Source organism: Allomuricauda sp. MMSF_3307, from assembly GCF_030733585.1.
Lineage (GTDB): Bacteria > Bacteroidota > Bacteroidia > Flavobacteriales > Flavobacteriaceae > Flagellimonas.
Genome location: NZ_JASHIQ010000001.1, coordinates 676,893 through 691,563, shown reverse-complemented (window position 1 = coordinate 691,563; position 14,671 = coordinate 676,893). Strand labels below are relative to the sequence as shown.

General features: G+C 44.9%; 12 protein-coding genes. 6 read left to right on the top strand and 6 right to left on the bottom strand.

Annotated elements, in window-relative coordinates; genetic code table 11:
* Positions 1 to 76: 76 nt before the first annotated feature.
* From RBB12_RS03005 to RBB12_RS02990, 4 genes are all read right to left on the bottom strand, one after another.
* Positions 77 to 2,407 (bottom strand): penicillin-binding protein 1A, encoded by a 2,331-nt coding sequence (locus RBB12_RS03005; RefSeq protein WP_179383310.1) that lies wholly within the window; start codon positions 2,405 to 2,407, stop codon positions 77 to 79.
* Entirely contained in the window at positions 2,407 to 2,898 is a 492-nt protein-coding gene (locus RBB12_RS03000; RefSeq protein ID WP_306012741.1) for a gliding motility lipoprotein GldH, read from the bottom strand. The genes RBB12_RS03005 and RBB12_RS03000 overlap by 1 nt, the downstream gene beginning before the upstream one ends.
* A complete protein-coding gene (locus RBB12_RS02995) occupies positions 2,888 to 4,048 on the bottom strand; it encodes a stage 0 sporulation family protein (RefSeq protein ID WP_306012740.1) in 1,161 nt (386 codons plus the stop codon). The genes RBB12_RS03000 and RBB12_RS02995 overlap by 11 nt, the downstream gene beginning before the upstream one ends.
* Positions 4,049 to 4,255: 207 nt before the next feature.
* Positions 4,256 to 5,287, bottom strand: a complete 1,032-nt coding sequence (locus RBB12_RS02990; protein ID WP_179383307.1) for a rhodanese-related sulfurtransferase — start codon at positions 5,285 to 5,287, stop codon at positions 4,256 to 4,258.
* Between the two features lie 270 nt (positions 5,288 to 5,557).
* On the opposite strand from RBB12_RS02990, the gene recA reads away from it, so the two are divergent.
* The 5 genes from recA to RBB12_RS02965 all read left to right on the top strand — a co-directional run bounded on the left by recA (position 5,558) and on the right by RBB12_RS02965 (position 10,422).
* On the top strand, positions 5,558 to 6,565 hold the full coding sequence (recA, locus tag RBB12_RS02985; RefSeq protein WP_127140449.1) for a recombinase RecA: 1,008 nt from the start codon (positions 5,558 to 5,560) through the stop codon (positions 6,563 to 6,565).
* A gap of 96 nt (positions 6,566 to 6,661) precedes the next feature.
* Positions 6,662 to 7,105, top strand: coding sequence for a hypothetical protein (locus RBB12_RS02980; RefSeq protein WP_179383306.1), 444 nt, complete (start codon positions 6,662 to 6,664; stop codon positions 7,103 to 7,105).
* 27 nt (positions 7,106 to 7,132) lie between these two features.
* Positions 7,133 to 7,663 (top strand): RNA polymerase sigma factor, encoded by a 531-nt coding sequence (locus RBB12_RS02975; protein WP_179383305.1) that lies wholly within the window; start codon positions 7,133 to 7,135, stop codon positions 7,661 to 7,663.
* Between the two features lie 11 nt (positions 7,664 to 7,674).
* Positions 7,675 to 9,120 (top strand): outer membrane beta-barrel protein, encoded by a 1,446-nt coding sequence (locus tag RBB12_RS02970; protein WP_306012739.1) that lies wholly within the window; start codon positions 7,675 to 7,677, stop codon positions 9,118 to 9,120.
* A gap of 138 nt (positions 9,121 to 9,258) precedes the next feature.
* Positions 9,259 to 10,422, top strand: a complete 1,164-nt coding sequence (locus tag RBB12_RS02965; protein WP_306012738.1) for a histidine kinase — start codon at positions 9,259 to 9,261, stop codon at positions 10,420 to 10,422.
* Here the strand turns inward: RBB12_RS02965 and RBB12_RS02960 are convergent.
* On the bottom strand, positions 10,419 to 11,150 hold the full coding sequence (locus RBB12_RS02960; protein WP_306012933.1) for a 1-acyl-sn-glycerol-3-phosphate acyltransferase: 732 nt from the start codon (positions 11,148 to 11,150) through the stop codon (positions 10,419 to 10,421). The two genes, RBB12_RS02965 and RBB12_RS02960, sit on opposite strands and share 4 nt — an antisense overlap.
* Positions 11,151 to 11,266: 116 nt before the next feature.
* Here RBB12_RS02960 and trpS point away from each other — a divergent pair, with 116 nt between their 5' ends.
* Positions 11,267 to 12,235 carry a tryptophan--tRNA ligase gene (gene trpS / locus RBB12_RS02955; RefSeq protein WP_179383303.1) on the top strand — a complete coding sequence of 323 codons (969 nt, stop codon included), beginning with the start codon at positions 11,267 to 11,269 and terminating at the stop codon, positions 12,233 to 12,235.
* A 1,262-nt stretch (positions 12,236 to 13,497) separates the two neighbouring features.
* Here trpS and dprA read toward each other — a convergent pair.
* A complete protein-coding gene (gene dprA / locus RBB12_RS02950; protein ID WP_306012737.1) occupies positions 13,498 to 14,604 on the bottom strand; it encodes a DNA-processing protein DprA in 1,107 nt (368 codons plus the stop codon).
* Positions 14,605 to 14,671 lie beyond the last annotated feature (67 nt).

The following is a 14,671-nucleotide window of genomic DNA, read 5'->3' as shown; positions in this document are numbered from 1 at the left end:
GAAATTACGATTTAAATAAAAAAGCCCCAAGCAAATTAAGATATGCTTGGGGCTTTGTTAAGAAATATGTTCTTGTTTAAAAATCTAAGTCGTCCAAATCGTCCTCTGTATCGATTAAATCTTCTTCTTCGTCCTGTTGTTTTGTGCAATCAATGTTGATGGACAGCTCTTCGGGTGCTTCAAACTCCTCCTTGGATACATTCAGTTCTTCGTTGGCGTAGTTCTTCTTCATATAGAGTGCCCAGATAGGCAATGCCATAGATGCCCCTTGTCCGTACAAAAGACGGTTAAAGTGTATAGATCTGTCTTCTCCGCCGACCCAAACACCGGTGACCAGATTCGGCACCATGCCCATAAACCAGCCATCACTCTGGTTTTGTGTGGTTCCGGTTTTACCTGCAATCGGATTGGTGAGTTCGTACGGATATCCAGTGATAATCTCTTTGTACACAGTTTGATTTTTTCCGTAGGTGTGCCGTAATCTTCCGCCCGAACCATATTCTGTAACTCCTTCCAATAGGTTCACCATGGCGTAAGCGACATCTTTGCTCAATACATCCTTCGTCTCTGGTGTGTACTCAAAAAGTACCGTTCCGTTTTTGTCCTCAATACGGGTCACCATGACAGGCTTCACGTAAACTCCTTGATTGGCATAGGTTCCGAATGCGCCGACCATTTCATAGACGCTCACATCGGGCGTACCCAATGCGATGGATGGCACTTCGGGAATTTCTTTGGTAACCCCCATACTTTTTGCAATGGACGCCACCGAGCCAGGTCCAACCCGATCAATAAGCTGGGCTGTAATGGTATTGACGGAATTGGCCAATGCACTTTTAAGGGTCATATCCTCACCGGAGTACTTTCCGTCCGAATTTTTCGGGCACCATGCAGCCATATTACCATGTTTCCCAGGCTCAATGCAATATTGGTTATCGGGCAAAGTATAGCAGGGTGAGTAGCGTAATTGGTCTATGGCCGCAGCGTAGACAAAAGGCTTAAATAATGAACCCGCTTGTCTGGAACCTTGAATTACATTGTCGTACTGAAAGTGCTTGTAATCGATTCCTCCTACCCATGCCTTTACGTGACCTGTTTGTGGTTCCATGGACATCATGGCGGTACGTAGAAAAGTTTTATAGTATCGGATGGAATCCATTGGGGTCATGATGGTGTCCTTTTCAAAAGAATCGCTGTTCCAATCAAAAACGGTCATTTCCGTTTTTTCACGGAAGGTGGCTTCGATATCTTTTTCGGACAGTCCTTCGCGTTTAAGGTGGCGCCATCTCGCAGAACGTCTCATGGCGCTGCGCATGATCGTATCAATGGCTCCTCTACTCACATCCAAGAAGGGTGCGGTGGGATTTCGGTCGGGGGTGTTTTGGTGGAAAAACTCGGCCTGAAGGTTTTTCATGTGCTCCTGAACTGCTTCTTCCGCATTGCGTTGCATTCTGGAATCTATGGTAGTGTAGACCTTTAACCCATCGAGGTAAATATTGTATTTCTCACCATCCGGTTTGGGGTTTTCTTCCACCCATTGGTTTAGGAAACGTTGCATGTACATCCTAAAATAGGTGGCAAGACCTTCCCTGTGGGATTCAGGGTTAAAATTGATTTTCATCTCCAAACTTTGAAGGGAATCCTTTTCTTTTTCGGAGATATAACCGTATTTGGCCATTTGCCCCAATACCGTATTCCTGCGGTTCAATACAAGTTCTTCTCTACGGATGGGATTGTAAAGGGACGAGTTTTTGAGCATACCCACCAAAACCGCAGATTCTTCGGTTCTTAGGTCTGCGGGTTCCTTTCCAAAATAAATTCTAGCGGCGGAACGGATACCATCTGCATTGTAATTGAAATCATAAATGTTCAAGTACATCGCTATGATTTCTTCTTTGGTATAATTGCGTTCCAAGCGGGTGGCTATGACCCATTCCTTGATTTTTTGAGTAACGGCCTCAAATAAGTTTCGTGATCTGACCCCAACGAAAAGCTGTCTGGCCAGCTGCTGGGAAATGGTACTGGCGCCTCCTTTGGTTCCCAAATACACCAAAGCTCTTGCAAATCCTCTGGCATCGATTCCGGAATGGTCATAATAACGGGCATCTTCGGTAGCTACTAGAGCATCTACAATATTTTGGGGCAGGGTCTCATAATCTACCCATGTACGGTTGTCGTCCAAATAGAGTTTTCCCAAGGTTTCGCCATCGGAAGAAATAAACTCGGTGGCGAGATTGGTCTCTGGGTTTTCCAACCGCTCAAAGGTTGGCATTTCGCCAAAAACGCCCCATGAGGCCAATAAAAAGATAAGGACCACGGCCAATACTCCCGATCCGAACAAAATCCAAAACCATTTAATAAAGGGAAGAAAGTTTTGCTGCTGTTTTTTTTGACGCTTTTTTGCCATTATAATTTGGGTGCTTTTTCTATTTCCAAACCAACATCTGTTACGCCTTCCAAAATGTGAAGGCCTTCCACATCGCCGTTTTTGCGCATGGCGTGGGAAATGCTCACCTTATATACGCCAGAATCCGGAAAATCGATCTTTTCCTTGTACCAAAGTTTGTTTTCCTTGATACTTCCCATTCCTTTTCCCAACCATTCGCCACTCGGCTCGGCCATGCGGTACTCCAATGTATCCTTAACGGTGTTTCCGCTGGGATATTCCAGTTCGGTAATCAAAAATAGGTTGCTAAAGGCAAAAGTATCATCATTTCTAATATTGATGAACACATTATAGGTTTGGGTGGAGTCCAGTTCAGAGAATTGAAAATCGACTCCTTGATTCATCTGCCATTTACCGTCGGTGATGGGTTGATAATCCGAATAGACCAAAAGTTCGTTGCAGGAGGATAGGGCAAGAACCAACACCAGTAGTAACAGCAATTTATTTTGCATTTGGAGATGCTTTAGATTTTGGTTTTCTGCGCTTCTTTTTTCTACGCTTTTTTCTGTTTGGCCGATCAAATCGGGTAAGGCTGTCTTGCCCGACCACATTTTCGAATGTGGTTTTATCCTCGGAAACATTGTCCGCGGCATATTCTTCGAGACTGGCCACTTTTTGGTTCTTTTTGTTGAGTTCCAAAATTTCCAGTACCTGATCTTTGGAAAGCGTATGCCAAGTAGCAGGTTCATCTTTGTAAGAGAACCAAAGTGTTTCTTTAAAAATATCGGCTTTTTGGCAAAATGCGATGCCCTTCTGTGTTTTTAACTTACAATCGGACGGCGGGAAGTTTTTGAGCGCTTCCAGATACATGTCGAGCTCGTAATTGAGGCAGCACTTTAATTTACCGCATTGGCCCGCTAATTTCTGTGGGTTGAGGGCCAATTGTTGGTATCGGGCAGATGCCGTGCTCACCGACCTAAAATCGGTCAACCAAGTGGAACAGCAAAGCTCCCGACCGCAGGACCCGATGCCTCCCAAACGTTGGGCTTCTTGCCTATATCCAATCTGGCGCATTTCAATCCGGATACCGAAGGCTTTCGCCATATCCTTGATCAATTGTCGAAAATCCACACGGTCCTCAGCAGTATAGTAAAAGGTGGCCTTGGAACCATCTCCTTGGAATTCCACATCGCTCAGTTTCATTTCAAGTTTTAGGGAAATGGCAATCTCCCGCGAACGCTTTTTGATTTCCTCTTCGCGGTCCCTACATTTTTGCCAAATATCAATGTCCCGTTGACTGGCCTTTCTGTAAACTTTTGGAAGGTTCTTATCGTCCGGAGAAACTTTTTTTCGTTTCATCTGGATTCGAACCAGCTCTCCAGTAAGGGTTACTACCCCTACGTCGTGGCCGGATTTGGCCTGGGTGGCCACCACATCACCAATGGACAAGGTGAGATTCTCCGTATTCCTGAAAAATTCCTTTCTGCTGTTTTTAAAACGTACCTCAACGCAATCAAAAGGTTTTTGACCGTTGGGCAACGACATATTGGAAAGCCAGTCAAAGACTGTGAGCTTGTTACAACCATCAGTGCCGCAAGTACCATTGTTCTTGCACCCACGCGGTTGTCCATCCTTGCCGGTTGAACAACTGCTACACGCCATATTTAATATCTTGATTGGGGAGCCAAAAAAAGCAAACTGTCTGTTCTAGCGCGGACCGGAAGTCTATCTTACATAGGGAAATCCAAACCATACATCCACCGCGCCGATGAAAGAACCTGCTTTGCTACACTGTTTGAGCAGCCCCAATAGGGTTCATAAAAAATTACTTGATGTAAATATAGTACAATTTGTGGCAGTAGTGAAATGCTACTTCTTGTATTTCAACACGGGAGAGCGTCCTTTTTTGAATATTTTGTTGCTGGCTCCCTTGCCCTTACGCAAACGTTTTTGTTCCTCGTAGGGCAATGCATGCACTTCCATACAATCCACCGAACAACAATTGTTCATTTCCTTGGCACAATCATCACATTGGATAAACAACAAATGGCATGCTTCGTTGGCGCAATTGACATGGGTATCACAAGGCTTTCCGCATTGATGGCAATGTGCGATCACATCTTCGGAGATGCGCTCACCGCGCCTATGGTCAAAAACAAAGTTTTTACCCAAGAATTTGTTTTCCAGTTGCTTTTCGCGCACTTGTCGGGTATATTCGATAATCCCGCCTTCCAATTGAAAAACGTTTTTGAAGCCTTTGTGCTTGTAGTAGGCACTGGCCTTCTCGCAACGGATGCCTCCGGTGCAGTACATCACGAGGTTCTTGTCCTCTTTGTGGGCGGCCAAATCCTTTTCGATGATGTCCAACGAATCGCGGAAGGTATCCACATCCGGGGTAATGGCATTTTTAAAGTGCCCTATCTCGCTTTCGTAGTGGTTGCGCATATCCACCAGAACAGTATTTTCATCTTCGATAAGCTGGTTAAATTGTTCGGCGCCTACGTGTATGCCCTTATTGGTGACATCAAAGGTATCATCGTTCAATCCATCGGCCACGATTTTATCGCGTACCTTAACCTTTAATTTCAAAAAGGACTTGTTGTCCTGCTCAATGGCGATGTTCAACCTTACATTTTCCAAAAAGGTGATGCTGTCCAAATGCTCCTTGAAGCTATTGAAATTATCTGCTGGCACCGAAAGTTGTGCATTGATTCCTTCGTGGGCCACATAAATGCGCCCGAGAACTTCCATTTGGTCCCAAGCCAAAAAAAGATGGTTTCGTAAAATCTGTGGATTGCCTATGTGTGCATATTTGTAGAAAGAGATGGTAAGCCGATCTTTCCCGGCTTCCTCAATAAGCGCTTCCCTTTCCTTTGCACTTAATGTATTGTACAGTTGCATGCTATACCGGATTAAGTTTTAAGAATGGTTCTTTTAAATGTGCGGCAAAGATAGAAAATTAAGGGAGAGCAAACTAAAAGGGCCGCGAAGGCCCCTTTAATCCATTACTACTTTCTCATAGCAGCGTTCTCTTTCTCATAGCAATTGCGAGCCAAAAGGCTCTATGGAGATGAGTTAGTACCCTAAAGATGTAATGTTATTAAAAAGGTTGCGTGCCCTTTTTTTCATGTGGAAAGAAATGGTATTTTAGCCTTCCTAATATTTTTTACCATGAGCAACGAGAAAGAAGCAAAATTAAAAGCCCTTAAACTAACCCTGGACAAGTTGGACAAAACCTACGGCAAAGGTGCTGTCATGAAAATGGGGGACAGTGTTGTGGAAGATGTTGAAGTGATTCCTTCCGGCTCATTGGGACTGGATATTGCCCTAGGTGTGGGCGGTTACCCCAAAGGAAGAGTGGTGGAAATCTACGGTCCTGAATCCTCGGGTAAAACTACGCTGACTTTACACGCCATTGCCGAAGCACAAAAAGCAGGAGGTATTGCCGCTTTTATTGATGCTGAACACGCTTTCGACCGTTTTTATGCCAAAAAATTAGGGGTGGATATCGACAACTTGATCATATCCCAACCCGATCACGGGGAGCAAGCTTTGGAAATTGCCGACAACCTGATCCGTTCCGGGGCAATCGACATTGTTATTGTGGATTCCGTAGCTGCCTTGACCCCAAAAAGTGAAATCGAAGGGGAAATGGGGGATTCCAAAATGGGATTGCATGCGAGGCTCATGTCTCAAGCTTTGAGAAAGCTTACCTCCACTATCAGCAAAACAAAATGTACCGTAATTTTCATCAACCAGTTGCGGGAAAAAATCGGGGTCATGTTCGGTAATCCTGAAACGACCACGGGTGGTAACGCCCTAAAGTTTTATGCTTCGGTGCGATTGGATATTAGAAGGTCTACCCAGATTAAGGATACGCACGGTGAGGTCCAAGGAAACAAGACTAGGGTTAAGGTGGTGAAAAACAAAGTGGCACCTCCCTTCAAAACGGCTGAATTCGACATCATGTACGGAGAAGGAATTTCCAAGATCGGGGAAATACTCGATTTGGGGGTAGCTTACGAAATTGTGAAGAAAAGCGGTTCTTGGTTCAGTTATGGCGATACAAAACTTGGACAAGGACGGGATGCCGTAAAATCGCTCCTGCTGGACAATCCAGAGCTTGCAGAAGAATTGGAGGCCAAGATCAAAGAAGCCATTGCCGCAGTAAACCAGTAATCTTTTTGTCGATTTTTCCGGTAGATTGACATTGGCCTTTTCAAATCCTACGCAACCCTTGTGTATACCATACATCTTAGGGGAAAAGGATTAATTATGAAAAAAGTGCTGATGCCCTTCTTATTGATTGTGGCATGCTCATGGTTCATCTCCTGTGAGGTGGACGATGATTCCCCCAATTTTTACTTTACCTCGCTGACCACGGTCGAGGCCCAAATGCCCGAATCGTTCGAGTTTGGTGAAACCTACGATATTGAAGTAACCTACCTAAGGCCAAATGGCTGTACCTTTTTTGAAGGCTTTAATGTGTCACAAACCGCAGAAACCGGTCGCGACGTGGTCGTGGTAGGCTCTGTGCTCACCGATGAGGACACTGTATGCACGCAAGCTGTAGAAGAAGTTGTAGCCACCTTAAAATTTAATGTAATTTACACCAAAGACTATGTCTTCCGATTTTATGCGGGCGATGATGAAGACGGTAACCCGACCTTTTTGGAGTACACTGTCCCGATTGCAGAAACGGAGAATACAAATCAATAACAACAAAAATCCAACATTGACCAACATTTGGATCTTGAAGAACTGATATATCATTGTCAAAAGGGAAACCGACAGGCACAAGCTGAACTATACCGGAGATATTCCGGTATTCTTTTCGGGATGTGCCTCAAGTATTCTCGGAACAAAACGGAGGCAGAAGACAATCTGCACGATAGTTTTATGACCATTTTTGACAAGATCGATCAATACGGTTTCAAAGGATCTTTTGAAGGCTGGATCAAACGGATTACGGTAAACACCGTCCTTCAAAAATATAGAAAGGACCAGCACCTAAATGTAGTTTCCGAGAATACCGAAGATGAGGAAGATGTGGACACCGATGGTACCGACATCAGTCTCTCCACTTTACTGGGATACATTCAGGAACTGCCGCACAAATATCGGCTCACCTTTAACCTTTATGTGCTGGACGGTTATAGCCACAAGGAAATAAGTGAGATGTTGGGGACATCCACCGGAACTTCCAAATCAAATTTGGCACGGGCAAAGGCGATTTTGAGGGAAAAAATAGAAAAAACCAAAATAAACATTGCTTAAACGAAATGACAATGGGGAAAAAGAATTTAGAGCAATTGTTCAAGGAACGCTTTAGCGATTTCCAAGAGGCGCCCGACCCAAAGGTCTGGGCCTCCATCGAAGCTTCCTTGGACCAGAAAAAAAGAAAGAAACGCGCCTTTCCCATTTGGTGGAGCCTTGGCGGCGTTGCTGCTGCATTAGTTTTGTTGCTACTGTTAGCAAACCCTTTTGCGGAAGACACCATAGAACCACAGGTGATTACTGAAAAGGAAAACGTTGCATCGCCCAAAACCATGGACAAGTCGGAATCCGATATTACCAAAGATGGGACAAACACGAAAGCAACTCCTGAAAATCAAAAGGGCTTGGTGAACAACACTGATGATGGAACCACTATCAACAAAGAAAAGACGCTGCCCAACAGCAATTTGAATAAAAACCAGGCCTCCTTGGCCCAGAACGCCGAGCAGAACACGCTTGAAAACCGTTCAAAGGCCAACAATAAAACCAATCGGTATGCCTTGGACGAAAATGATGGGCAGACCACCACGGGAACTGCTATGGACGGTAATGAAGGTATTGTGTCTTCTGAAAGTCCTAAAAATCAGTCCAACAATGAAACAGCTTCAACTGCAGCCGAAATGGCAGCGATTGAGGAGGAACAGCAGGAGACTGAAAAGCAGTCCATTTATGATGCGATAGCTGAGCAGAACGAAATTGAGGAGGAGGCCGTCGCCCAAAACAAGTCAGGCAAATGGTCCGTTGGGCCCTCGGTGGCACCCGTATACTTTGACGCCTCTGGCGATGGCTCGCCAATAGACCCCAGTTTTGCATCCAACTCCAAATCCGGAAACGTTAATTTGAGCTATGGTGTTAACGTGGCCTACGAGGTGGGAAAAAAGCTAAAAATACGGTCAGGGGTGCATCGGGTCAACTTTGGATACAACACCAATGATGTTGTGTTTTCCTCTACCTTGAGATCCGCCTCCAACGACAGAATCGAAAACATCAACTACGATCCAAACGCCCTATCCATCGTTGTAGAGAGTAAAAACAATGCAAAAGATGCGCTCGCTGTCAATTCCAAGGAGATTGCCTTGAACGAAGCAGCCGCCTTTGATGGTTCCATGGTACAACAATTGGGCTATATTGAAGTTCCCTTGGAGTTGAATTACGCAGTTGTGGATAAAAGATTTGGAGTTGATCTTATCGGTGGGGTAAGCTCCCTGTTTTTGGTGGACAATGCCGTATTGCTGGAATCCAATGAACTCATCACCGAAGTGGGCGAAGCCAATAACATCAATTCGACGAATTTTAGTGCCAATTTTGGTATGGGGCTCAATTACAAGTTTTCGCCCAAAATACAGATCAATGTAGAACCTGTGTTCAAATACCAATTGAACACCTTTTCCAATGTTTCCGGCAACTTTCGTCCATATTCCATTGGTGTGTACAGCGGATTTAGCTTCAGGTTCTAGCACCTAAGAAGTTGGTTAGGAAGATTGCTCCTTTAAGCAATCATTCGAGCGCTCTATCCTTAGAGCGCTTTTTTTTATAAAACATTCGCATATTTTTCTTACTTTTTCCACATCAACACTAACCAAAGGATTGATACTGTGACCGCTGAGAATTTTGAGGACATCCTTGTGTACTTTTCCAAATCGTTGATGGGAAAGGAAAACGAAGAGGATATTCTTTGGGATGTCGCCAAGAATTGTATCGCCAAACTGGGCTTTGTGGACTGCGTGGTCTACTTGGTCAATCACAACAATGTCCTTATTCAAAAGGCAGCCTACGGTCCCAAGAACCCAAAAGACCGTACCCTGCACAACCCGGTGGAAATCCCCGTTGGGCACGGAATCACTGGGGCGGTCGCCAAAACACGTCAAGCGGAATTGATTGTGGACACTTCCCAAGATCCTCGCTATATCGAGGATGATGACAACCGGCTTTCTGAAATTTGTGTTCCCATTACCTATGAGGACCAACTCTACGGCGTTATCGATTGCGAGCACCCCGAAAAAGGATTTTTTACGGAGCGCCACCTCAAGATGTTATCCGCTATTGCCTCCATTTGTGCCATAAAAATTAAGAGTGTGCGCGCCAATCTGGAGCTTTTGGAAAAGCAGGACAAGCTTTTTCAGATACGTGAGGAAATGATGGAGCTAAAGTTGAAAGCCCTGAATTCCCAGTTGAACCCCCATTTTATTTTCAACTCGCTCAATGCCATCCAATATTTTATAACGGCACAAAAAACCAAGCTGGCCTTGGATTACTTTTCCACCTTTAGCCGTTTGGTCCGATATTACCTTAAACAATTGGGAGAGGACACCACGCCATTGTATCACGAAATCGATATGCTGCACTGGTACCTAAAGCTTCAAAAGTTGAGGTATGATGACTCCTTTGCTTACACCATTTCCATAGAAAAGGACAATCATAATATCGAGGAGGCCATTATTCCATCTTTCATCGTCTTGATGCTCTTTGAGAACATTGTGGAACAATCATCCATCAACCAAGAAATTGACCAACATTTCCATATCGATATTAAATCAACCTCAACATCCGTGATCCTGAAGGTGGAGTATCATTGTAAAAATTTAGATCCCCATGTTACAAAGAACCTGGATTACCGGGAAGATATCCTAAAGTGGAAAGACCAAGTGCGACTTCTGAATACGGTCAAAGGCTACAGCATCGCCCACCAAACATCCAGTGTGAGGGCCAAGGGAATGTACAAGAAAAGCATCTTGTTGCAACTCCCGAATTTGGTTTAGGTCAAATCCTTTAAAATTACGGTTCTTACCTCTTCGCGCAACGTGGAAGTGTCTTCCGCACTCAAAATGCCCGTTTCGAAGAATGGATGCACCTTTGCCCTTATCCTTCCAGGTCCACCGCTTAAAAAGGTAAAGGAGAACCGCTTTTTATTGTCCAAAAAGATGATGGGTACCACTGGGATTTTATGGGCAATCGCCATTTTAAAAGCGCCATCCTTAAACTGGTCCAGAACAACTTCTTCTTCCGGGACACCGCCTTCAGGAAAAATACAGATACTCAAGCCTTGGTTCAGCCGTTTTTGGGCCCTTCGATACACGCCCGTTCTACTCTTTACACTGTCCCTATCCACCAAAATACATACCCTTTTATAGAAAAATCCGAAAATGGGAATACTTACCAGTTCTTTTTTGCCCACGAACACAAAGGGATTACGGCTAACGATGAGCATCAGCATAATATCGAGCATACTGGTGTGGTTGGCCACCAACATATAACTTTTGCCCTTTTCCATACGCTGTTGCCGTTCAATTTTGGGAAAACAGCCCATCCCGTACAAAATAGGCACGGCCCAAAAGTTACGTGCCAGCCAAAAAAATTGATGATAGGTCTTTTCGGAAATCGTAAAGAGCAGCAATAATGGAAAAAACAACAGTATAGGTACGGTAACCAAGATATAGAACCATACCCGGTACAAAACATGCCCCACATTTCTCACCACACCTAACATGGGGCCAAATGTAAAGTATTTCGGAATTTTCATTCGGCACATAGCCTATCTTTTAGACAAACTACTACTTTTTTAATACGCAGGGGATGCTTACTTTTACGCGCAAAAAAGGAAGCATGGCGCGAATTCTGACCGGGATACAAAGTACAGGAACACCACATTTGGGGAATATTTTAGGGGCCATTATGCCTGCTATTGACATGGCCCAAGACCCCAAGAACGATTCCTTTCTCTTTATTGCCGATATGCATTCCCTAACCCAGATCAAGGACGGGGAACTGTTGCGCAACAACACCTACGCAATTGCAGCCGCTTGGCTCGCTTTTGGCCTGGACATTGAGAAAACCGTTTTTTATAGGCAGAGCGACATTCCACAGACCGCAGAACTGGCCTGGTACCTGAGCTGTTTTTTTCCGTACCAACGGTTGACGCTGGCCCATTCCTTTAAGGACAAAGCCGACCGGCTGGAAGATGTAAATGCAGGCCTATTTACCTATCCCATGTTGATGGCGGCGGATATCTTATTGTATGATGCCGACATTGTTCCCGTAGGGAAAGATCAGTTGCAACATTTGGAAATGACCCGCGATGTGGCTGCCCGTTTCCACAACCAAATGGGCGAAACCTTTGTGATGCCCGAAGCCAAGGTGCACGAACAGACCATGTACGTTCCCGGGACCGACGGCGAAAAAATGAGCAAAAGCCGCGGTAATCTCATCAATCTGTTCCAACCCGACAAAAAATTGCGCAAACAGATCATGGGCATCGTTACCGATAGTACGCCCATGGAAGACCCCAAGGACCCCAGCACGGACAATGTTTTTGCCCTCTACAAGCTTTTGGCAGCTCCCGAGCAAATCGAAGAAATGAGTGCCAACTATTTGGCCGGAAACTACGGTTATGGGCATGCCAAGCAAGCCTTGTACGAACTGATCTTGGAAAAATTTGAAGAACCTCGCGAAAAGTTCGAATATTACATGACCCACACCAACGAAGTGGACGAAGCCCTGGCCTTTGGCGCCGAAAAAGCGCGTAAAGTGGCCGATGGGGTACTGGCAAGAGTACGTGAAAAGTTGGGGTACTAACAGTTCATCCGAAATTGGAGCGACGGACTGGGAACCAGCAACCCTATAAATACTCGTAAAAACCTTGATTTTTCTTCCTAGACCGATTAAACCTCGATTTACCGTGATATAGTTTCGATGAACAACAACCAAAATCAGGGCGACTGTTCTGTTTGTGCGTTTATAGATGAACTGGCCTCGAAATAGTCCAAAACTGCGCTGTTTCTTGTCATTTCGACATGAGGAACGAAGTGACGATGGAGAAATCCAATAAAAAACTCAAGGTCAAACTCAAAGGTCAAGTGCAAGTTTCAAGTTCAAAGTTTAAGGTTTAAGGTCAAAAAATTCATTTCAAATGACAAAGAACCCTATTCGTGAAATTAGTGTCAACGCCCAATTGACTTCTAACTTCTTATTGTCGCTTCGACTCATTTCGACTACGCTCAATGACCGTCGCTCAGCGACCACTGCCGAATGACTTCCGACTCACAAAAGATTTCTCACTTCGTTTCGAAATGACACCCTAACTCGCAACACGAAACACGCAACTCTAAGCTCACAACTCCCGACTTCCGACTTCGGACTTCCAACTGCCCATCAAACCAAGTCTATTTTCTATGGTCTTTTCTCGCTAGAGTCTTGTTTCTTGGTTCTTGGCTCCTCACTGAACTAGGTTCTCGATACATGTTTTGCCTCGTTCTTTTGCAAAAACCGCCAAAAAACACTCGAACTGACCCCCTATCTCACAAAATCAACAACTGCCCACTGCTGACTGACTTCTGACAGATTTCTCACATTCGTTCGAAATGACACCCTAACTCGCAACACGAAACTCAAAACTCCCGACTTCGGTCTTCGGACTTCGGACTCACACAAAGATTTCTAACATTCGTTCGAAATGACAAAGAACCCTATTCGTGCCAATTCGTGAAATTAGTGTCAAATGTATACTGCCAACTTACCACCCAGCACTGCCCACTACTTCCCTATTTCAGTCCTCCTTACTGTCGCTTCGACTACGCTCAGCGACCACTGCCCACTGCTGACTGCTGACTGACTTCCGACTTCGGACTTCCAACTGCCCATCAAACCAAGTCTATTTTCTTTCGTCTTTTCTCGCCAGAGTCTTGTTTCTTGGTTCTTGGCTCCTCACTGAACTAGGTTCTCGATACATTTTTTGTCTCTTTTTTTCAAAACCCGCCAAAAAACAATCGAACTGACAAACAAATATTTGCTTCGGACTTTCGACTTCCGGCCACTTCTACCTCAACTGTCAACTAAACCTAAACCGCCTCAAACAGTTTACCGGGCAATGGTCGGATCACGCCTTTCATTTCCATTTGTACCAAAGTGGACGAAACCTTAAAAATGGGCAATTTGCACTCCAAAGCCACGGTGTCCAGCAGCTGTTTTCCGTTCAACTGTAGGTAGGAATAGATTGACTGTTCTGTTTCGTCCAACTCGACGAACAGCTGCTTCTGCACTGTTTTTTCCGGCTTTTCTTCCTCGATTTGCCACCCCAAAAGGTAAATCAGCTCTGCAGCAGAGGTCAATAAATGGGCCTTTTGGTATTTGATGAGGTCGTTGCAGCCCTTGCTCCATTTGTCGGTGGCCCGGCCCGGAACGGCAAACACCTCGCGATGGTAGCCATGGGCCAAATCAGCGGTCACCAAACTACCTCCCTTTTCGGCAGACTCTATGACAATGGTAGCTTCGCTGATTCCTGCAATGATTCGGTTTCGCTTCAGGAAATTCTCCCGGTTGGGTTGACTAGTGCTCCAGAATTCGCTCAAAAAACCACCATTGGCCTCGATTTTGGATTGATATTTGGCGTGTGCTTTGGGATAAATTTGATTCAGGCCATGCGCCATACAGGCAATCGTCTGTAATCCGTGGCCCATCGCCGCCTTTTGCACTTTTATGTCCACACCATAGGCCAATCCACTCACGATAATGGGGTTCAACGGGGCCAATTCGGCTATAAACTGTTGGGCAAAGGAACTCCCGTAACTGGTCACGTTTCGTGTCCCCACCACGCTGATGATTTTTTGCTGCTTCAAATCGATATTGCCCCTTTGAAATAAAAGAATGGGGCCATCCAAGCAATGCTTAAGGCGTTCAGGATAGGTGTCATCCATAAAATAGGACACCTCAACGTTCTCCTTGGACAAAAAGTCGAACTCCTGTTGGGCTTCTTCCAAATATTGGGTATCATGAAGTCCTTTTAAGGTCACTTTTCCAATGCCGTCAATTTTGAGGAGGTGGTGCGGCTTGTCCTCAAAAATGGCCGATGGACTTCCGCAGTGCGCAATTAATTTTTTTGCGGTCACATCCCCGATATTGGGAATGTTTTGCAGCCGCAAAGCCGCAATAATTTCAGGTTCAGTCATTTGATTTGGGCGTCAAAGTTGTCCACAAAATACAGCTTTTCAAATGTTAATAAAAAGTTATCCGGCT

Excerpts from the sequence above, each read along its gene's own strand:
- RBB12_RS03005 (WP_179383310.1), bottom strand. The coding sequence starts at position 2,407 with ATGGCAAAAAAGCGTCAAAAAAAACAGCAGCAAAACTTTCTTCCCTTT.
- RBB12_RS03000 (WP_306012741.1), bottom strand. The coding sequence starts at position 2,898 with ATGCAAAATAAATTGCTGTTACTACTGGTGTTGGTTCTTGCCCTATCC.
- RBB12_RS02995 (WP_306012740.1), bottom strand. The coding sequence starts at position 4,048 with ATGGCGTGTAGCAGTTGTTCAACCGGCAAGGATGGACAACCGCGTGGG.
- RBB12_RS02990 (WP_179383307.1), bottom strand. The coding sequence starts at position 5,287 with ATGCAACTGTACAATACATTAAGTGCAAAGGAAAGGGAAGCGCTTATT.
- recA (WP_127140449.1), top strand. The coding sequence starts at position 5,558 with ATGAGCAACGAGAAAGAAGCAAAATTAAAAGCCCTTAAACTAACCCTG.
- RBB12_RS02980 (WP_179383306.1), top strand. The coding sequence starts at position 6,662 with ATGAAAAAAGTGCTGATGCCCTTCTTATTGATTGTGGCATGCTCATGG.
- RBB12_RS02970 (WP_306012739.1), top strand. The coding sequence starts at position 7,675 with ATGGGGAAAAAGAATTTAGAGCAATTGTTCAAGGAACGCTTTAGCGAT.
- RBB12_RS02960 (WP_306012933.1), bottom strand. The coding sequence starts at position 11,150 with ATGTTAGGTGTGGTGAGAAATGTGGGGCATGTTTTGTACCGGGTATGG.
- trpS (WP_179383303.1), top strand. The coding sequence starts at position 11,267 with ATGGCGCGAATTCTGACCGGGATACAAAGTACAGGAACACCACATTTG.
- dprA (WP_306012737.1), bottom strand. The coding sequence starts at position 14,604 with ATGACTGAACCTGAAATTATTGCGGCTTTGCGGCTGCAAAACATTCCC.